The sequence below is a fragment of the Pseudonocardia alaniniphila genome (assembly GCF_022524485.1).
In the GTDB taxonomy this organism is placed as follows: Bacteria; Actinomycetota; Actinomycetes; order Mycobacteriales; family Pseudonocardiaceae; genus Pseudonocardia; species Pseudonocardia alaniniphila.
In genome coordinates, this window is the sequence record NZ_JAKXMK010000007.1 from 189,383 (window position 1) to 207,934 (window position 18,552).

The following is an 18,552-nucleotide window of genomic DNA, read 5'->3' on the forward strand; positions in this document are numbered from 1 at the left end:
AATATAACAGTGCTTCTTTAATATTTCTCGGGGCGGTTCCAGCCGAGATCACGCAAGATGGGGGCGGGACGACCAGGAGGTAACAGGTGGGCTTCGCCTTCGGCATCTTCGACTCGTTCGATCTCGGAGACTCCACACCCGGCGCGGTACTCGCGAACCGGCTGAACCTTGCCGTGGCAGCCGAGGCGGCGGGGATCGACCACTACCACGTCACCGAGCACCACGGCACGCCCCTGTCGGTGTGCCCGTCACCGAACCTCTTCCTCGCCGCGCTGAGCCAGCGCACCTCCCGGATGCGCATCGGGGCGCTGGTGAACGTGCTGCCGATCTACGACCCGCTGCGCCTGGCCGAGGAGATCGCCGTCCTCGACCAACTCTGTGCGGGACGGCTCGATCTCGGCGTCGGCCGTGGGGTCAGCCCCTACGAGCTTGCCTATTTCGGCGTCTCGGACGAGGACTCCAGAGCGCTCTTCACCGAGACGCTCGACGTCGTCACCACCGCGCTGACGACTGGGCGCATGGTCCATCGGGGCGAGCGCCTGCGCGACTACGACGTCGAGCTGTCGGTGCGTCCCGTGCAGCAGCCGCACCCGCCGCTCTGGTACGCCTCCAGCAACACGAACAGCGCGGAGTGGGCAGGCCGGAGCGGCATCAACTTCGTCGGCCGGTGGAACGGCGGATCCTTCACCGCTGCCGCGGACACGTACTGGAATGCCCGGGAGGCCGGCCCACGCGCACACGGCGAGATGCCACGGGTCGGGATGGCCGCGACCATCTACATCGGCGACACCGATGCCGAGGCGCTGGACCGCTACCGCAAGGCCAACGACGTCTTCGTTCGCGAGCTCACCAAGCTGTGGCACGACAACGACGACCACCGGGTGGATGCCCAGTTCGACACCGACGCCGGGCTCCGCCGTGGAGCGGCCCTCGTCGGATCGCCCGAGACCGTCCGCGATCGCCTCCTGGAGCAGGTCGAGCGCGCGGACATCAACTATTTCGAGGCAACCCTCGCCTTCGGTGACCTCGCACCCGCGGAGAGCATCGCGAACCTGGAGGCCTACGCCGAGGTGGTGATGCCGGCCGTTCGTGCGGCCACGGCCGGTCGTCCCCACACCGGATAGGCCGACGCTCCCGGCGAGCTGGCTCGCCAGAAGACGTCGACGTCACAACTCGACGTCGGTGCGCTGTGCAAATGCTGTGAATCAACGCTGGGTAGCAGATCGCTGACGGAATGGAACCGTCGGTGACTACGGACAAATAGGATAATCCACACTGGTTGCTCGGTTCCGCTGGTCCGGACGGACTAATTTTCCGACCGCGCGGTTACGCACAGTTGTGGAATGTCCGTGTTAGCAGATGTATGTCGCTTCCGACCGGTTGGGTCGATTTTAACGATATGATTTACGCCACGTTTCGGTTGCATTATGCGCCAAGCTAATTTTCGGCCGTGGAAACAAGCATGGTGCCCGTAGGGGGCGCTCGGAGTTCGAGTCGGGGACCACTTGCTCCCCGAAGAGGACGCTACCGGAAACGCGAGTTCGGGGCTGCTCGCCGATGGTTGGCACCACGCCATCGGTGAACAATGTCATCAACTTCCCGACCCGATGCTGCCCGCCGCACAGGTGGAGCGCTCTTCACGACGTCGAGTTGTCGGCAATCGGGAGAATCTGTCTCGAGTGCGGCACGATTGAGAGTCGGGATGACGAACCCGCCGGCACGGATGCAACGGTGATACCCCTGGAACGTCGCTCCACGATTCGACGCCCGCCCGCTTAGCGGGGTGGTAGCAGTAGCGGGATGTCAGGGGAAGCGCTGCTCGAAACTATTAGCTACAACTCGAATTCGAGTCGAGCATCAGTCTCCGCCCCGCGGAGGGCGGATCCGCGGATCTCGCGGCGATCATCGCGCCGGGATTCCGGGTCCGCCGGCTGGCCGGGCGCCTCGTGATCGTTGCGAGATCCGAGTTTCGGCCCGATATGGGGCGCGTATCCCGATCTCGCGGATGATCTTGCCGCTGAGGTCCGGATGTTCGCCGCTGCGAGGGCGCTCAGCCCGATCTCGTGGAGATCATTGCGCTCGGAGGTAGCGGGCGGGCCAGGCGGCCCATGATCATTCCGAGATTTGGGTATTCGCCGCGGCGAAGGCGGGTCGGCGGATCTCGCGGTGATCTTGGTGCGTCTGATCCCGGTGAGATCGGAGTTCTCGCCCTGCGGCGGGCGGATCGAGCGATCTCGCAGCGATCATCGCGCTGGGAGACTCCGGTCCCAACGGGCCGGCCAGGCTTGAGTCATGATCGTTCCGAGAGTCGCGGTGTCGCCCTTGTGGGCGGGTGGGCGGATCTCGCAGCGATCATCGTGCTCGGACCCTGGGTCCGGTGGCGGTCCAGCCGGCCCGTGATCATTCCGAGATCTGTGGTTTCGCCCTCCGGAGGGCGCGTGGCCCGATCTCGCGGTGATCTTGGCGTCGTGATCGTTGCGAGATTGGGGTTTTCGCCCCGCCGGGTTCGGCGTCAGGGTTCAACTCGGGCCTAGTACGACTTCGGCAGTCCGAGCGAGTGCTGGGCGATGTAGTTCAGGATCATCTCCCGGCTCACCGGGGCGATCCGTGCTGCGCGCACCGCGCCGATCAGCGTGCCGACGCCGTACTCGACCGACATCCCGTTGCCGCCGTGCGCCTGCACGGCCGCGTCGACGGCGTTGATGGCGGCCTCGGCGGAGGCGTACTTCGCCATGTTCGCCGCCTCGCCCGCGGCGGCCTGGTCACCCTCGTCGTAGAGCCAGGCCGCGCGGGTGGTGGCGAGGCGCGCGAGCTCGACCTCGACGTGCGCCTTGGCCAGCGGGTGGGCGATCGCCTGGTGGCTGCCGATCGGTGCCTGCCACACGGTGCGGTCCCTGGCGTAGGCAGCGCCCTTGCGCAGGGCGTAGCGGGCGAGCCCGTTGATGTACGCGGCCACGGTGATCCGCTCCGGGTTGAGCCCGGCGAACAGCGCCGCGAGCCCGGCCTCCTCGCCGCCCACCAGTGCGTCGTCGGGCACGAACGCGTCGTCGAAGAAGACCGTGAACTGCTTCTCGGGGCTGTGGATCGCCATTTCGATCAGCTGGTAAGTCATCCCCGGCGTATCGGTGGGCACGACGAACATCGCGGGTCGCAGCGTCCCGGTGGTCGCGTCCTCGAGGCGGGCCACCACGAGCGTCGCGTCCGTCTCGTCCACGCCGGAGATGTAGTACTTCGTGCCGCTCAACCGCCATCCGCCGCGGTCCTGGTCGCGCCGGGCGGTGGTGCTGATCCGGTGGGAGTTCGATCCGGCGTCCGGCTCGGTGATCGCGAACGACATCCGTACGGAGCCGTCGGCGAAGCGGGGGAGCCAGCGTTCCTTCTGGTCGACGGTGCCGGACCGGGCGATCACCGAGGCGGCGATCGCGGGCGAGACCACGATCAGCAGCAACGGACAGCCCGCCGCGGCGATCTCCTCGGCGACGATCGTGAGCTCGACCATCCCCGCACCGCCGCCGCCGTACTCGGCCGGCACGGCCACGCCGAGGTAGCCCGCCGCGGCGGCGTCGGCCCACAGTTCGGTGGTCTTGGCTCCGGTGCGCGCCTTCTCCATCAGGTAGTCGTGCCCGTACCTCGCCGCCATCGCAGCCACGGACGACCGCAGCAGCCGCTGCTCGTCGGTCTCACGAAGGTCCATGCACCGGTGCCTTTCCCGTCGTCGGGTGTCGTCGCGGGCGATCTTGCCCTGCCCGTCGTCAGCGCCGGTGGTGCGGATGCAGGAGCAGAAGTGTGCTACTTGCGCCGCAGCGTGATGCCCAGGTCGCGGGTCAGGTGCACCTCGATGAACTCGCGCAGGTAGGTCTGGCGCGACATCTCCGCGAAGAGCGCGGCCATGGACGGGTCGACCTCGTCGGTGAGGTGCACGATGCGCCAGGCGTTCAACGGCCGCTGCTCGGTGCCCCTGACCGAGTGCTCGACGTGGAACAGCGGCTGACCGGTGCCCGCGCTCACGGTGCGCCCGTCCGGGGTGTCGAACGAGGCGGCGCCGATGAAGAACGCGCGCCGCTGCTGGTCGTCGAGGTGGACGTGTTCGATGATCGTGCCGTACGTCTTGGGGTCGAGCCACAGTCGCTGTTCGGTGATACGGACGAAATCGACCGCCGGCCCTGTTGTCGGCAGGCCGAAGGTTTCCAGGCTGCCTGCCTTGACCACGCCGGAGATGTAGATGTCGGGCGCGGCGGCCTTGCGCTGCTCCATCTCCCACATCATCGACGCGGTGTAGACGAAGCCGGGGCGGTCGGTCTCGTAGTGATCGGCGAGGACCTGGTTGACGTCGACCGACGCCAGCTCGATCGCGGTCCGGCCTGGTGCGTGCCACTCCCGTTCCAGTTCGTCCAACGCAGTGCTTGCCGACGATGCCATCTGGTCCTCCCAGGTCGCAGAGCCCGAGTTAGTAAGGATTTATTACTAACCGCAGGCTAACCGCCGCCTGTCCGTCCGGCAACGAGCACAGCCCGCCGACCTCGAGCGCGTATCGGACGGAGTCGACACGGAGTGGAAATCGGCGGCGACGGATCGGTGACGTCGCTCACGCCGCTCGGGTCCGGCTTCAGCCCCGATCGTGCAGCTGCAGGAGCAGGTAGGCGGCGAGGCTCTGGGAGTCGGGCATCGCGCCCGAGCGGGCCATCGCCTCGAACTCCGCGGCGGTGAACCAGGCGGTGCGCATGTCCTGTTCGGTGTGTTCGCGCTGCGCGGGACCCTCGGTCAGCTCGGTCGCGAGCCAGACCGTGCCGGTCTGGCTCGACATCCCGGGCGCCACCTCGAGCCTGCCGATCAGCTCCATCCTGCCGGCGACGAGCCCGGTCTCCTCGCGCAGTTCCTGCACGGCGAGCTCGGCGGGGTCGACCTCGGCACGGTCGGGAGCCGTGCCGGCGGGGAACTCCCAGCGCCGCCTGCCCACCGGGTAGCGGAACTGCTCCACCATCCGTAGACGGTCGCCGTCGCGGGGGATCACCAGTGCGTATGTGGGCTTGTCGATCACTCCGTAGATGCCGTTGGTTCCGTCGGGGCGGCGCACGGCGTCCTCACGGACCGTCATCCAGCTGTTGGCGTACACCTGGCGGCTGCTGAGCATCTCCACAGGGACACGGTGCCGGGTGCGGGGATCGGGCACGATCCCGGGGTGCGCGCGTCCCGCCTGGTCACCCTGTTGTTCACCCTTCAGCGCCTGCGCGAGGCCACGGCGGGAGAGCTGGCGCGCGAGCTGGAGGTCTCGGAACGGACGATCTATCGCGACGTCGCGGCGCTCTCCGCGGCAGGCGTGCCGCTCTTCACCGAGCCGGGCCGGGGCGGGGGCATCCGGCTCGTGGACGGCTGGCGCACGCGTCTCGACGGACTGACGGCGCAGGAGGCGGCTGCGCTGTTCGCGGTCGGTGCCCCGCAGGTTCTCGCCGAGCTGGGCATGAGTGCCGCGCTGGCCGGCGCGCAGGCCAAGCTGCTCGCCACCCTGCCCGCGGAGATGCGGGAGCACGCCCGCACCGTGGCCGAGCGGTTCCATCTCGATGCGCCGGGCTGGTTCCACACCCCACATCAGGTGACCCAGCTGGCCGCCGTCGCCGAGGCGGTGTGGGGGCAGCAGCAGCTGCGCATCTCGTACCGCCGGCGGACCGATGTGGTCGACCGGACGATCGAGCCGCTCGGCGTGGTGTTGAAGGCGGGTACGTGGTACTTAGCCGCGCGCAGCGTCAGCGGAGCGCGCGTCGATTCAGCGCGCAGCGTCAGCGGAGCGCGCGTCGATTCAGCGCAGAGCGTCAGCGGAGCGCGCGTCGATTCAGCGCGCAGCGTCAGCGGAGCGCGCGCCGACTCAGCGGACACCGTGTTGACCTACCGGGTCGACCGGATCGTGGCCGCGGAGCCCACCGGCGAGGGCTTCACCCGGCCGGACGGCTTCGACCTCACCACGTGGTGGGCCGACTCGACGACCCGGTTCGCGAGCCAGATGCTGCGCGTCACAGTGCGGCTGCGGCTGGGACCGCGCGGTCTGAAGATGCTGTCGCACGTGACCGACACGGATGCGGCCGCGCAGGCGATCGCGCGAGCCGGCCCCCCGGACGCCGAGGGCCGGCGCGAGGTCGAGCTCGACGTGGAAGAGATCGCGGTGGCTGCGTCGCAGCTCACAGGCCTGGGCGGAGAGGTGGAGGCGCTCGACCCACCCGAGCTGCGCACGGCCCTGGCCGCTGCGGGCGCTGCCCTCGCGGAGCGCAACGCTCCTCGGTGATCGTTGCGGGATCGGCGGGTCGGCCCTGTGGCGCAGCGCTCGTCTGTCAATTATTGACAGAGCGTCGGGGCGGTCGTGAGCATCGTTGTCATGGAGGCGACCACGGCGCGCGGGACCGGCAGTTCCCGGCGTGCGGTCGTCGCGGGCACGGTAGGCAACTTCATCGAGTGGTACGAGTTCGGCGTCTACGGCTTCTTCGCCACGATCATCGCCACCAACTTCTTCAGCCCGGACGGGAGCGCCGGGCTGGAGAGCCTGGTCAAGACGTACGCCTCGTTCGCGCTGGCCTTCTTCTTCCGCCCGATCGGGGCGGCGTTGTTCGGCAGGGTCGGTGACCGGATCGGCCGCAAGCCCACCCTGGTGCTGGTCCTGCTGCTGATGACCGGGGCCACCTTCCTCATCGGCGTGCTGCCCACATACGCCACGGTCGGGGCCGCGGCCCCGTGGCTGCTGACGCTGGTCCGAGTGCTGCAGGGCCTCTCGGCGGGCGGTGAGTTCGGCGGCGCGGTTTCGGTGATGACGGAGTTCGCCCCCACCGGCCGGCGCGGGCTCTACGGCTCCTGGCAGTCGTTCACGGTGGCGCTCGGCCTGCTCGCCGGGGCCGGGCTCGCAGCGATCCTGGGTGCCGTGCTCAGCGCCGACCAACTCACGGCGTGGGGCTGGCGGATCCCGTTCCTGCTCGCGTTGCCGTTGGGGCTGGTGGCGCTCTGGCTCCGCCTGCGACTGGAGGAGACGCCCTCGTTCCGGCGCGCGGTGGCCGTCACGGGCGAGGCGCCTGCCCGGCCGGGCGCGTGGCAGACGACCCGGGCGATCGCGGTGGGAGCCGCGCGACTCATGGGCTGGTCGGCGGCGGGCTACACATTCCTCGTCGTGATGCCGGCGTACCTGCAGTCCTCGCTGGGGGCGTCGTTCCAGCAGGCGCTGGTGGCCACGGTGGTGGCCAACGCCGGGTTCGCGGCGACGATCCTGCCGGCAGGCCTGCTCAGTGACCGGATCGGCCGCCGCCCGGTGATGCTCACCGGAACCGTGCTGATCGTCGTACTGGCGCTGCCGCTGCTGGGCGTGCTGCAGGACAAGAGCAGCGGCCCGCTCCTGCAGGGACTCGCGGTCCTGGTGGCGGGCGGAGCCGTCGGCCTGATCGCCGGGCCCGGGCCTGCGATGTTGTCGGAGATGTTCCCCACCGGGGTCCGCTACACGGGCCTCGGCCTCGCGTACTCGTTGTCGAACGCGATCTTCTCCGGCTCGGCGGGCCTGATCATCACGGCGTTGATCGCCGAAACGTCCGATGTGGACATACCGGCGTACTACGTGATGGCCACCTGCGTGGTGAGTGCCATCGCACTCGCCACGCTGCGCGGAGACGACCACCGCAGGCCGTTGGGGGAGTCGGCGTGAGGGTGATCGGGTTGATGTCCGGGACGTCGTTCGACGGGATCGACGCCGCCGCGGCCGATCTCGACCTCGACGGCGACCGGATCGTGCTGCGTCCACTCGGCGGACTCGCCGTCCGCTACCCCGACGAGCTGCGTGTTCGGATCGCCGCGGTCCTGCCCCCGTCCATCACCACGGTCGAGGACGTCTGCCGGCTCGACACCGGCATAGGCCAGGCCTTCGCCGAGGCCGCGGCCACCGCGAACGAGAAGCTGTGCGCCGGGCGTGCCGAGCTCGTCGTCGCGCACGGCCAGACCGTCTTCCACTGGGCCGAGGGCACTGCCGTCCGGGGCACGCTGCAGATCGGCCAGCCCGCCTGGATCGCGGAGCGCACGGGTTGCGCGGTGGTGGCCGACCTGCGCAGCCGTGACGTCGCCGCGGGTGGCCAGGGCGCTCCGCTGGTCAGCGCCGTCGACGTGATGTGGCTGCGCGGCCGCCCCGGCGCTCCCGTCGCGCTCAACCTCGGCGGCATCGCGAACGTCACGGTCGTCCCGCCCGGCGCCGACGCGATCGCGTTCGACACCGGCCCGGCGAACGCACTGCTCGACCTCGCCGTGTCGGAACGCACGGCTGGGCGGCTCACCTGCGACGTCGACGGGGCCATGGCCGCGCGGGGACGCGTGGACGCCGAACTGCTCGATCGCCTGCTCGCCGAGCCCTACTACGCGCGGCGCGCGCCGAAGACCACGGGCAAGGAGCTCTTCCACCGTAAGTATCTCGACGCGGCGCTCGCGGGGCTCCCCGCCGTCGCCGACGACGACCTGGCCGCCACGCTCACCGCTCTGACGGCCCGCACCGTCGCCGATGCCGTCCGCTCCGTCGGTGGCACCGAGGTGATCGCTGCGGGGGGTGGCACCCGAAACCCCACGCTGATGCGCGCGCTCGCGGCCGAGCTGCCCGGCGTCCCGGTTCGCAGCTCGGACGAGCTGGGGCTTCCGGCGGCGTGGAAGGAGGCCTACGCGTTCGCGCTGCTGGGCTTCTGCACCGTGCACGACATCCCCGCCACCGTGGCGAGCTGCACCGGCGCCCGGCATCCGAGCGTGCTCGGTGCGGTGCTCCCGGGCCGGGCCGGGTTCCCCTGGCGGCCGCGACCCGAGCGGCTGCCCCGGGTGCTCGAGATCGTGGAGGCCGCCGCATGAGCAGCCTTGCCACCCGGATCCGCGCCGTGCTCCCGGAGCTCTCGCCCGCCGAGGCCAGGGTCGCCGCCGTGCTGGACGCCGACCCCACCGCAGCGGCCCGGCTCACGATCACCGAGCTGGCCGGGCAGACGTCGACGAGCACCGCGACCGTCGCCCGCATCGCGCGCCGTCTCGGCTATCCGGGCTACCCGGCGCTGCGACTGGCCCTGGCCGCAGTCGGCGGGCGCACGGGCGCCGCTCTGCCGCTGGACTCCGACGTCGCCGACGACGACCCGATGCCGACGGTGCTGCGCAAGCTCGCCGCGTTCGAGAGCGAGCAGCTCACCGGCACCGCCGAGCTCATCGACGGCGACACGCTGGAGGCGGTCGTCGCGGCGATGGCAGGCGCCAGGCGGATCGACGCCTACGGGATCGGGGCCTCCGGGCTTGTCGCGCTGGACCTGGCGGCGAAGCTCAGCCGGATCGGGTTGCTGTGCATCGCCCATCCGGAACACGACGCAGCCATGGTCAGCGCCGCCCTGCTGCGTCCCGGCGACGTCGTCGTCGGTATCTCGCACTCCGGCGGCACGGCGGGCGTCGTGCGTCCCGTCCAGGCAGCTCGGGCCGCCGGGGTGCTGACCGTGGCCGTCACGGGTGCGTCGCGATCCGTGCTGGCCCGCGCCGCGGACCACACGCTCCTCACCGCGGGCCGCGAGCTCGGCTTCCGCTCCGCGGCCATGGGCAGCCGGACGAGTCAGCTGCTGGTGGTCGACACCCTGTTCGTCGGCGTCGCGCGGCGCACCCCCGGAGCGCGCGCCGCACTGGAAAGCACGTACGAGGCGGTCTCCCCCCGCCGGCGCGATCGCCCCCGACCCGACCCGAACGGATGTTGATGGACCTGCAGTCACTCACGACCGAGTCTGCGCTCCCCGAGAGCACAGACCTCGACCGGATGCCGGTCGCCGACCTGCTGGCGCTGATGAACGCCGAGGACCACAAGGCCCCCGCCGCTGTTGCTGCAGCCCTGCCGCAGATCGTGAGGGCCGTCGAGCTGATCGTCGCGGCCAGAGTGCGCGGCGGACGGCTGATCTACCTGGGTGCGGGCACGAGTGGCCGGCTCGGGCTGCTCGACGCCGTGGAGTGCCCACCGACCTTCGGCACCGAGCCCGGCGATGTCGTCGGGCTCATCGCCGGAGGACGGCAGGCGGCCGGCACAGCTGTCGAGGGCGCCGAGGACGATCCCCTGCTGGGCGCCGAGGACCTGCGCCGCATCGACCTGCGTGCCGTCGACGTCGTCGTCGGCCTCACGGCGAGCGGCCGCACGCCCTACGTACTGGGCGGCCTGGACCACGCGACGTCCGTCGGGGCGTCGACGGTGTCGGTGGCCTGCAACACCGGTGCGCTGGTCAGCAGCCACGCGGATGTCGCGATCGAGCTCGCCACCGGCCCGGAGGTGCTCACCGGCTCCACCCGGCTCAAGGCAGGCACCGCGCAGAAGCTGGTGTGCAACATGCTCTCGACCGCCGCGATGGTGCAGAGCGGCAAGGTGTTCGGGAACCTCATGGTCGACGTCAGGCCGACCAACGCCAAGCTCGTCGACCGGGCCCGCCGGATCGTCGCCATCGCGGCCGGAGCGGATGCCGACACCGCCGCCGCCGCGCTGGATGCGGCAGGCGGTGAGGTCAAGGTCGCGGTCGTGATGCTGCTCGCCACGTGCCCACGCCAGACGGCGATCGACCGGCTGACGCGCGCCGACGGACGGGTCCGCCTCGCCGTCGACGGGCTGTGAGCCCGTGTCCCCACATTCGGGCGGCCCTCGCAGGGTTGAGGGGTCCTGCGAGGGCCGCGTCTTGTGCGCGCACTAGGGTCGCCGGGGTGCGTCTCGTCATCGCCCGCTGCCAGGTCGACTACGTCGGTCGGCTCACCGCGCATCTGCCGATGGCGCCGCGCCTGCTGCTGGTCAAGGCGGACGGGTCGGTGAGCATCCACGCCGATGACCGCGCCTACAAGCCGCTCAACTGGATGAGCCCGCCGTGCTGGCTCGAGGAACAGCCCGGCGTGTGGACAGTGCGCAACAAGGCCGACGAGTCTCTCGTGATCACCATCGACGAGGTGCTGCACGACACCGAGCACGAGCTGGGCGTCGATCCCGGCCTGGTCAAGGACGGCGTCGAGGCGCACCTGCAGGAGTTGCTGGCCGCGCACCCCGGCACGCTGGGCGAGGGCTTCACGCTCGTGCGGCGCGAGTACATGACCGCGATCGGTCCGGTCGACCTGCTCTGCCGGGACGCGGACGGACGCAGCGTCGCCGTCGAGATCAAGCGCCGCGGCGAGATCGACGGCGTCGAGCAGCTCACGCGGTATCTGGAGTTGATGAACCGCGACCCACTGCTCGCGCCGGTGGCGGGTGTGTTCGCCGCTCAGCAGATCAAGCCACAGGCGCGCACGCTCGCCGAGGACCGCGGAATCCGGTGCGTCACGGTCGACTACGACGCGCTGCGCGGGGTCGAGAGCACCGACCTGCGCCTGTTCTGAGCCCACCACCCTGCCGCGACCACCTGACCGCTGACCGGTCTAGATGGTGCCGGTGAAGATCGCCGGGTCGCCCATGATCACGGGCCGCACCTCGATCTGTACCTCGGCAGGGTTCTGCCCGATCGAGAACGCGGCCGGGAAGGTGATCGACTTCCCGGGCAGCACCGTTCCCGCAGGCTGCATGCCGAGACCGCGTTGGTCGTCGAAGATCTGCGTGGCTTGCTGCCCACCGTGCCTGCCGTTGACGGTGATGAGCGCGGCGTCGATCGGCTTGTCGGTGCCGTTGGTGACGGTGATGTCGACCTTGATGGCGCGGTCGCGGATGTGTCCGGCAGCGTAGGACGACGGCTTGAACGTGACAGGGGTGGCGACGAGGACCTTCATGCCGTCGTCGAACGTGGCCGCCTGCCCGAGCCGCGCGGTCGAGCCGCCGACCTGGTTGGCGGATGCTCCGATGATGGGTGCCGGTCCGGACAGGCTGTCGAACAGCTGGTTGGTGGCTCCGAACACGACGGTGACGCCCCAGGCCCCGAGGGCGAGCGCGCCGATGCCGACGATCAGGCCGAACACGGTGGTCCTGCCGTTCGAGGCGCGCCGGTAGCGGTAGCGGGACCAGCCGACGAGGGCGAGGGGGACGGCGACGAGGCCGCAGATGACGGCGATGAACCCGGTGAGCGGGACGAGTCCGAAGAGGATCCCGATGGGGGCGATGATCGCGGCGGCGAGGCCGGGGCCGTTCTTCGGCGGCGGGGCGTACCGCGGCCGGTAGTGAAGCTGCTGGGGCGGGTAGTGCTGCTGGGGTGGGTGGTGGTGCTGGGGTGAGCGGTGGTGCTGAGGCGGGTGGTAGTGCTGGGGTGGTTGGTAGTGCTGCCTGGGTGGGTGGTAGCGCTGCTGGGCCGGGTAGGGCTGAGGCATCGGGGGCTCCGCGGCTGTTCGGAATGGTTGGGCACTCAACCGTCGCTCAGAGTATCGAGCACGTTACAGAGAGTTGATTAGGCGGGGCCGTTCGGCAGACGACGTGTCGTACCGACTGCTCTTTCACGAGGGAACGCTCGGCTCGCCGTGCGACGGTCCGTCACCCGTGCGCGGTTGATCGCGTGACCGCCCCGATGCTCCGTGGCGCCCGGCTGCGCTCTGTGCGCCGTGCGGTCGTACCCCTACTCTGGAGTAATGACCGCCACCGACACGCCCCTCCCCGGCGTCAGCGGCACTCCGGCCACGTTCGAGTCGCTCGACCCGCGCACCGGAGACGTGGTGGGTACGCATCCCGTGCACGACGCCGATGCCGTGGCGGCTGCCGTTGCGCGGGCGGAGGACGCCGCGCAGTGGTGGGCGTCCCTGGGCTTCCCCGAGCGCCGTCGCAGACTGGGTGAGTGGCGCAAGGCGCTCGTGCGTCGCATCGACGACCTCGCCCGCGTCGTCACCGAGGAGACGGGCAAGCCGATCGACGACGCCCGGCTCGAACTGGTGCTCGCGATCGACCATCTGGACTGGGCGGCGAAGCACGCCGAGAGGGTGCTGGGGCGGCGCATGGTCCTGCCCGGGGCGCTGATGAGCAACCAGGCCGCGAGCGTGACCTACGTGCCGATCGGGGTGGTCGGCGTGATCGGCCCCTGGAACTACCCGGTGTTCACCCCGATGGGCTCCATCGCCTATGCCCTCGCGGCGGGCAACGCGGTTGTCTTCAAACCCAGCGAGCTGACGCCCGGTGTCGGGGTCGCCCTGGCCGACTCCCTGGCCGAGATCGTGGACGGGCGCGCGCTGTTCCAGGTCGTCACGGGCTTCGGTGAGACCGGGGCGTCCCTCTGCCGGGCCCCGGGCATCGGCAAGATCTCGTTCACCGGTTCCACCGCCACCGCCAAGCGTGTGATGGCCACATGCGCCGAGAGGCTCACTCCCGTGGTCATCGAGTGCGGCGGCAAGGATCCGATGATCGTCGACGCCGACGCCGATCTGGCCGCGGCTGCCGACGCCGCCGTCTGGGGTGGCATGTCCAACGCGGGACAGACCTGCGTGGGCGTGGAGCGGGTCTACGTGCTCGACGCGGTTGCCGAGGAGTTCATCGCGAAGGTGGTGGGCACCGCGCGGACTCTGCGCTCGGGGTCGACGGGCGACTACGGGCCGATGACGTCGCCCGCTCAGGTCGACGTGGTTCGCCGGCACGTGGAGGACGCGCTCGGCCGTGGCGGGCGCGCCATGGTCGGCGGGCCCGAGTCGGTACAGCAGCAGTTCATCGAGCCGGTCGTGATCGTCGACGTCCCCGAGGACAGCACCGCCGTCACCGAGGAGACGTTCGGGCCGCTGCTCGTCGTCAACCGGGTGCCGGACGTGGCCGAGGCCGTGCGCCGGGCCAACGCCACCGGCTACGGCCTGGGCGCCACCGTGTTCTCGAAGAACCGCGGCGAGGAGATCGCGACGCAACTGCGGTGCGGGATGGTGGCGATCAACGGGGTGATCTCGTTCGCGGGCGTGCCGAGCCTGCCGTTCGGTGGGGTGGGCGACTCCGGCTTCGGCCGCATCCACGGAGCCGACGGGCTGCGCGAGTTCACCCGCCCGCAGGCGGTCGCGCGCCAGCGGTTCCCCCTGCCGATCGCGGTCACGAGTTTCCGCCGTTCTTCGCGCGGAATGAAGGCGCTCCTGGGGGTCGTCCGGCTGCGGTACGGCCGGTAGCCCGCAGGGGTCGGTGAGGTCACAGCGGAGCCCGCACAGGGCTCTGGAGTGCGAGGATCCGGTAATTGTCCTCGGAATCGGGAGGTGGACGGGTGGCACGCGAGTTCCGGACGGTCGGCGTCGTCGGTCTGGGCACGATGGGTGCGGGCATCGTCGAGGTGTTCGCGCGCAACGGCCTCCGCGTGATCGCCGTCGAGATCGACGAGGAGGCGGTCCAACGCGGACGCGAGCACCTGCAGACGTCCACCGGACGGGCCGTGGGCCGCGGCAAGCTCACGCAGGAGGACGCCGACGCGCTCCTCGGCCGGATCATCACCACCACGTCGCTCGCGGACCTTGCCGAGGCCGACCTCGTGGTCGAAGCGGTGCCGGAGCACGTCGATCTCAAGGCCACCCTGTTCGCGGAGCTGGACGCGGTGTGTCCCCCCGACGCGATCCTCGCGTCCAACACCTCGTCGCTCTCGATCACCGAGCTCGCGGTGCACACCGGGCGTCCCGGCAAGGTCATCGGGATGCACTTCTTCAACCCGGCCCCGGTGCAGAAGCTCGTGGAGCTGGTGCGCACGGTCGTCACCGAGCACGACGTCGTGGACGACGTGAAGGCGTTCGCCGCCACTCTCGACAAGGTGCCGGTCGTCATCCGCGACCGCGCCGGGTTCATCGCCAACGCGCTGCTGTTCGGCTACCTGAACCACGCCGCCCGGATGTACGAGGCCCACTACGCGAGCCGTGAGGACCTCGACGCCGCCATGCGGTACGGCTGCGGCTACCCGATGGGCCCGCTGGCCCTGCTCGACCTGATCGGTGTCGACACGAGCTACGAGATCCTCGACACGATGTACCGGGAGTCGCGCAACCTGATGCACGCGCCGGCCCCGGTGCTCCGGCAGATGAGCACCGCAGGCCTGCTGGGCCGCAAGACCGGCCGCGGCTTCTACACCTACGCCAAGCCGCACAGCTCGGAGGTCGTGCCCGACGCGCTCACCCCGTCCGGCACGGTGGCGCCCGACACCGCGGTGCGCGACGTGCAACGTGTCGGCGTGGTCGGCACGGGCACCATGGCCACGGGCATCGTCGAGGTGTTCGCCAGGGCCGGGTTCGACGTGATCGTGCGCGGGCGCTCGCAGTCCAAGGTGGACGGCAGCGTGGGCGGTATCCGCAAGTCGCTGGACAAGGCCGTAGTGCGTGGCCGGATCACCGAGGACGACCGCGACGCCACACTGGCCCGGATCACCGGCACCACCCACCTGGAGGACCTCGCCGACGTCGACCTGGTCGTGGAGGCCATCGCCGAGGAGCTCGACGTCAAGCGCGCGGTGTTCGGGGCTCTCGACGAGATCTGCAAGCCGGGCGCGATCCTCGCCACCACCACCTCGTCGCTGCCGGTGGTGGAGTGCGCGGGGGCCACCAGCAGGCCGCAGGATGTCGTCGGGCTGCACTTCTTCAACCCGGCGCCGCAGATGAAGCTCGTCGAGGTGGTCTCGACGATCACCACCGACCCCGAGGTGGCGGCCTCCGCGCGGGTGCTGTGCGAGCGGTTGGGGAAGGTGCCGGTGTCCTGTGGCGACCGGGCCGGGTTCATCGTCAACGCTCTGCTGTTCCCGTATCTCAACGACGCGGTGAAGATGCTCGAGGCCCATTACGCCACCGCCGACGACATCGACGCGGCAATGAAGACGGGCTGCGCGCTGCCGATGGGGCCGTTCGAGTTGCTCGACGTGGTGGGGCTCGACGTCTCGCTGGCCATCCAGCGCTCGCTCTACCAGGAGTTCCGCCTCTCCGGCCTCGCACCGGCCCCACTGCTCGAGCACCTGGTCACAGCGGGCAGGCTGGGCCGCAAGACGGGGCACGGATTCCGGGACTACGCGGCGCGCTGAGACCGTTCCGACAGCCGTGCCCAGATCCAACCGTCCGCGGCGCGCCGATCACGTTCCGCTGCGGTCGGCGACGCACACGCGTGTCGAAAGTGCAGCGGACGGTGAATGGTTCGTGCGCAGTGTGCCGGGCTCGTCGTCGGCGAAGACATACCGCTGCCCTGGCTGCGACCAATCGATTCCGGGTGGGACGCCGCATGTCGTGGCGTGGCCGGCAGCGGAGTTCGGTTCGGTGGAGGAACGCAGGCACTGGCACGCGGCCTGCTGGTCGGCACGGGATCGCCGTGGCCCGGGCCGGCGGCGGTGGCGCTGAGCGCCGTTCGGACGATCGTGCTCGGATCCAGCCGTTTGAGGCGCGCCGATCACGTTTCGCTGTGTTGGGCGAGCACCCGTGTGCTGGGAGTTCGGCAATTGGGGAACGGCTGATCCCGCGGATTCCTGCTATTATTGTAATTCACCCGGGAGAGTGAACTTCGGATCCGGTTCGCGGGCTTCTCGGAATTCTGTAGCACAATCTTCGGTGCTTCGATCCGACTGCTTTGCCACAGTTTTCATCCCTGGCAAAGGGATCCTACGGCAGTGAAACCGGCCCCGTCGGCTAGGCCGTTCCGGTGTTCCGGCACGTGATTCTCAGCGAATTGTGACGTGCGGATGAGCTGTCCAGGTAGATCTGTGTCAGAAATCGATGACGATCTTGCGAAAACAGGATCCCGGCCGCAATCTGAACACGCGGCCTCCACGCCTCCCGCAGTGGGCATGCACCGGGGGCCGCCCCTCGGAAGAAGGGGGCACGTGATGGGCAACGAAACACTGTTGACCATGGTGGCGGTGGCCGGTATCGCCGTGCTGCTGGGGATCGCGTTGATCATCGGCCGCGGGGACATCACGGCCCGTTCCGGGGCCTGGAAGAGGATCGCCGCCGCCCGGCATGCGAACTGGCTCCAGGAGCAGGACCTCCGGTCGATGCTCGACCAGCCCAGGTGCGCCGAGTGCCCCATGAACCGGATGTGGCCGTGACGGCTCCGGCCCCGCGCCTGCCGCTCAGCGGTGGCCGGCTGCCGCCTGAGGGCGGGGACGGGGGCGCGGACGGCCGTTCGCCAGGGTGTCGGTCCCATCGCCGGCGTCGCCGACGGGACCGGCCTCCGCGTCGGTGATGGCTCGGCCCGCGATGGACTCACGCTGGCTGGGCACCGCGCGTCCGTCGGGTCCGACGGGGGCTCGTTCCGGAGTGGCGGTCATCCTCTCGAGTGTGCGGTCGAGCAGCACGCGCGCGTCGCTCAGCTGATCGCTGATCCGTTTGCGCAGATCGATGAGCTCTTCGAGGCGCTGTTCGGCATCTCCGACGACGGCGCGGCCCATCTCCTTGGCCCTGATCTCCTCCTCGCGGAAGCGTTGCGCGGCCAGCTCGCGCAGCTCCTCGGCCTGGCGGTGGGCTTCCCTCCGCTCGGCGGCGATCGTGGCGAGCGCCTCTGCGCGTCGCTGGTCCAGGGCCAGGGTGAAGTCCTCTTCGGCCGTCCTACGCCGCGTCTCCGACTCGGTCCAGGCGCGTGCCTGCTCCTGCTCGGCCGCCTCCCGTTCGGCGGCGAGCGCCTGCTCCACCTCGCGCTGGTGCGCGGCAAGCTGCTCCAGCGACGTCCTGCGCTCGGTCTCGAACTCGGCGCGGGCGATGGCGAGCTCCGCGGCCAACCGCTCCGACTCGGCCCTGGCCGCACTCAGCGAAGCGTCGGCCTCGGCCTTCGCGGCGTGCACGGTGGCCTCGGCGTTGGCCCTGGCGTTGCTGACCGTGGCCTCTGCTTCGACTCTCGCGCTGCTCAGCGTCGACTCGGATTCGGCTCTGGCCGCGGTCAGCGTCGACTCGGACTCGGTCCTGGCGGCGGTCAGGGTTGATTCGGCTTCGCTCCGGGCGCTGCTCAGCGTCGCTTCGGCTTCGGCTCTCGCGCTGCTCAGCGTCGACTCGGACTCCGACTTGGCCGCGGTCAGCGTCGATTCGGATTCGGCCCTGGCTGCGGTCAGGGTTGCCTCGGCTTCGCTCCGGGCGCTGCTCAGGGTCGTGTGCGCTTCGTCCCGAGCGTTGGTCAGGGTGGACTCGGCTTCGGTCCTGGCGGCGTGCAGGGTTGATTCTGCCTCGCTCCGGGCGCTGTCCAGGGTCGCTTCGGCCTCGGTCCTGGCGGCGGTCAGCGTCGTCTCGGCTTCGCTCCGGGCGCTGTCCAGGGTCGCCTGCGCCTCGGCCCTCGCGGTGGCGACGATCTGCTTGGCCTGGGCCTCGGAATCCGTGAGGCGCCGGGTGACCTCGCTGGCGGCCCCGCTGAGCATCTCGGTGACCTCGTCCTGGGCCAGTCGGAGCATCGCGCGCATCCGCTCGCTCATGCCCTGTACGTTCTGGCCCGGGCTCACGAGGGTGCGCACCTGCGCCCGCAGTTTCTCCGCGCGCACCCGGGATTCATCGAGTTCGCGAGCGAGCTGGCCGGCCTGCTCGAGCGCGGCGTTACGGTCCGCCACGAGGATGCTGACGTGCGCGTCAAGAGTGCGCAGGTGGGTGTCGACCTGGCCCTGGTCGTAACCCCTGCGGACGACCTCGAAGCCGGCTTCGGTAGAGGGCGGAACAGGGTCTCCGGGCATGTTGGTCACCGTACCGGGGAGGTTCCGCGGC

Annotated in this window: 15 protein-coding genes; 10 read left to right on the plus strand and 5 right to left on the minus strand. The window is 70.2% G+C overall.

Annotated elements, in window-relative coordinates; translation table 11 throughout:
• Positions 1 to 86 precede the first annotated feature (86 nt).
• Positions 87 to 1,124, plus strand: coding sequence for an LLM class flavin-dependent oxidoreductase (locus MMF94_RS09315; RefSeq protein WP_241035906.1), 1,038 nt, complete (start codon positions 87 to 89; stop codon positions 1,122 to 1,124).
• Between the two features lie 1,406 nt (positions 1,125 to 2,530).
• Here MMF94_RS09315 and MMF94_RS09320 read toward each other — a convergent pair.
• The 3 genes from MMF94_RS09320 to MMF94_RS09330 form a co-directional block, all read right to left on the minus strand.
• On the minus strand, positions 2,531 to 3,694 hold the full coding sequence (locus MMF94_RS09320; protein WP_241035907.1) for an acyl-CoA dehydrogenase family protein: 1,164 nt from the start codon (positions 3,692 to 3,694) through the stop codon (positions 2,531 to 2,533).
• 95 nt (positions 3,695 to 3,789) lie between these two features.
• Entirely contained in the window at positions 3,790 to 4,419 is a 630-nt protein-coding gene (locus tag MMF94_RS09325; protein WP_241035908.1) for a hypothetical protein, read from the minus strand.
• A 187-nt stretch (positions 4,420 to 4,606) separates the two neighbouring features.
• Positions 4,607 to 5,131 carry an NUDIX domain-containing protein gene (locus MMF94_RS09330; protein ID WP_425564128.1) on the minus strand — a complete coding sequence of 175 codons (525 nt, stop codon included), beginning with the start codon at positions 5,129 to 5,131 and terminating at the stop codon, positions 4,607 to 4,609.
• Between the two features lie 48 nt (positions 5,132 to 5,179).
• Here MMF94_RS09330 and MMF94_RS09335 point away from each other — a divergent pair, with 48 nt between their 5' ends.
• The 6 genes from MMF94_RS09335 (at position 5,180) to nucS (ending at position 11,358) form a co-directional block, all read left to right on the plus strand.
• Entirely contained in the window at positions 5,180 to 6,274 is a 1,095-nt protein-coding gene (locus MMF94_RS09335; RefSeq protein WP_241035910.1) for a helix-turn-helix transcriptional regulator, read from the plus strand.
• A 75-nt stretch (positions 6,275 to 6,349) separates the two neighbouring features.
• A complete protein-coding gene (locus tag MMF94_RS09340; RefSeq protein WP_241035911.1) occupies positions 6,350 to 7,669 on the plus strand; it encodes an MFS transporter in 1,320 nt (439 codons plus the stop codon).
• Entirely contained in the window at positions 7,666 to 8,844 is a 1,179-nt protein-coding gene (locus MMF94_RS09345; protein ID WP_241035912.1) for an anhydro-N-acetylmuramic acid kinase, read from the plus strand. Before MMF94_RS09340 ends, MMF94_RS09345 begins: the two co-directional genes overlap by 4 nt.
• The gene (locus MMF94_RS09350) at positions 8,841 to 9,716 is read left to right on the plus strand and encodes a MurR/RpiR family transcriptional regulator (protein ID WP_241035913.1); all 876 of its coding nucleotides are present in this window, start codon (positions 8,841 to 8,843) and stop codon (positions 9,714 to 9,716) included. The genes MMF94_RS09345 and MMF94_RS09350 overlap by 4 nt, the downstream gene beginning before the upstream one ends.
• Complete coding sequence (gene murQ / locus MMF94_RS09355) at positions 9,716 to 10,612, plus strand: N-acetylmuramic acid 6-phosphate etherase (protein ID WP_241035914.1); 897 nt, start codon at positions 9,716 to 9,718, stop codon at positions 10,610 to 10,612. Before MMF94_RS09350 ends, murQ begins: the two co-directional genes overlap by 1 nt.
• Positions 10,613 to 10,698: 86 nt before the next feature.
• Positions 10,699 to 11,358, plus strand: coding sequence for an endonuclease NucS (nucS, locus tag MMF94_RS09360; RefSeq protein ID WP_241035915.1), 660 nt, complete (start codon positions 10,699 to 10,701; stop codon positions 11,356 to 11,358).
• Between the two features lie 39 nt (positions 11,359 to 11,397).
• On the opposite strand, the gene MMF94_RS09365 is transcribed toward nucS, so the two are convergent.
• Positions 11,398 to 12,273, minus strand: coding sequence for a hypothetical protein (locus tag MMF94_RS09365; RefSeq protein ID WP_241035916.1), 876 nt, complete (start codon positions 12,271 to 12,273; stop codon positions 11,398 to 11,400).
• Positions 12,274 to 12,528: 255 nt separating this feature from the next.
• Between MMF94_RS09365 and MMF94_RS09370 the strand changes: the two genes are divergently transcribed.
• From MMF94_RS09370 to MMF94_RS09385, 3 genes are all read left to right on the plus strand, one after another.
• Positions 12,529 to 14,028, plus strand: coding sequence for an aldehyde dehydrogenase family protein (locus MMF94_RS09370; RefSeq protein WP_241035917.1), 1,500 nt, complete (start codon positions 12,529 to 12,531; stop codon positions 14,026 to 14,028).
• 92 nt (positions 14,029 to 14,120) lie between these two features.
• The gene (locus MMF94_RS09375; RefSeq protein WP_241035918.1) at positions 14,121 to 15,905 is read left to right on the plus strand and encodes a 3-hydroxyacyl-CoA dehydrogenase family protein; all 1,785 of its coding nucleotides are present in this window, start codon (positions 14,121 to 14,123) and stop codon (positions 15,903 to 15,905) included.
• 792 nt (positions 15,906 to 16,697) lie between these two features.
• The gene (locus MMF94_RS09385; RefSeq protein WP_241035919.1) at positions 16,698 to 16,919 is read left to right on the plus strand and encodes a hypothetical protein; all 222 of its coding nucleotides are present in this window, start codon (positions 16,698 to 16,700) and stop codon (positions 16,917 to 16,919) included.
• A gap of 24 nt (positions 16,920 to 16,943) precedes the next feature.
• On the opposite strand, the gene MMF94_RS09390 is transcribed toward MMF94_RS09385, so the two are convergent.
• Positions 16,944 to 18,521 carry a coiled-coil domain-containing protein gene (locus MMF94_RS09390; RefSeq protein ID WP_241035920.1) on the minus strand — a complete coding sequence of 526 codons (1,578 nt, stop codon included), beginning with the start codon at positions 18,519 to 18,521 and terminating at the stop codon, positions 16,944 to 16,946.
• Between the last annotated feature and the right edge of the window lie 31 nt (positions 18,522 to 18,552).

What these genes read in the sequence shown, in the direction of transcription:
- MMF94_RS09320 (WP_241035907.1), bottom strand. Translation starts at nt 3,694, where the DNA reads ATGGACCTTCGTGAGACCGACGAGCAGCGGCTGCTGCGGTCGTCCGTG.
- MMF94_RS09325 (WP_241035908.1), bottom strand. Translation starts at nt 4,419, where the DNA reads ATGGCATCGTCGGCAAGCACTGCGTTGGACGAACTGGAACGGGAGTGG.
- MMF94_RS09330 (WP_425564128.1), bottom strand. Translation starts at nt 5,131, where the DNA reads ATGCTCAGCAGCCGCCAGGTGTACGCCAACAGCTGGATGACGGTCCGT.
- MMF94_RS09350 (WP_241035913.1), top strand. Translation starts at nt 8,841, where the DNA reads ATGAGCAGCCTTGCCACCCGGATCCGCGCCGTGCTCCCGGAGCTCTCG.
- murQ (WP_241035914.1), top strand. Translation starts at nt 9,716, where the DNA reads ATGGACCTGCAGTCACTCACGACCGAGTCTGCGCTCCCCGAGAGCACA.
- MMF94_RS09365 (WP_241035916.1), bottom strand. Translation starts at nt 12,273, where the DNA reads ATGCCTCAGCCCTACCCGGCCCAGCAGCGCTACCACCCACCCAGGCAG.
- MMF94_RS09370 (WP_241035917.1), top strand. Translation starts at nt 12,529, where the DNA reads ATGACCGCCACCGACACGCCCCTCCCCGGCGTCAGCGGCACTCCGGCC.
- MMF94_RS09385 (WP_241035919.1), top strand. Translation starts at nt 16,698, where the DNA reads ATGGGCAACGAAACACTGTTGACCATGGTGGCGGTGGCCGGTATCGCC.
- MMF94_RS09390 (WP_241035920.1), bottom strand. Translation starts at nt 18,521, where the DNA reads ATGCCCGGAGACCCTGTTCCGCCCTCTACCGAAGCCGGCTTCGAGGTC.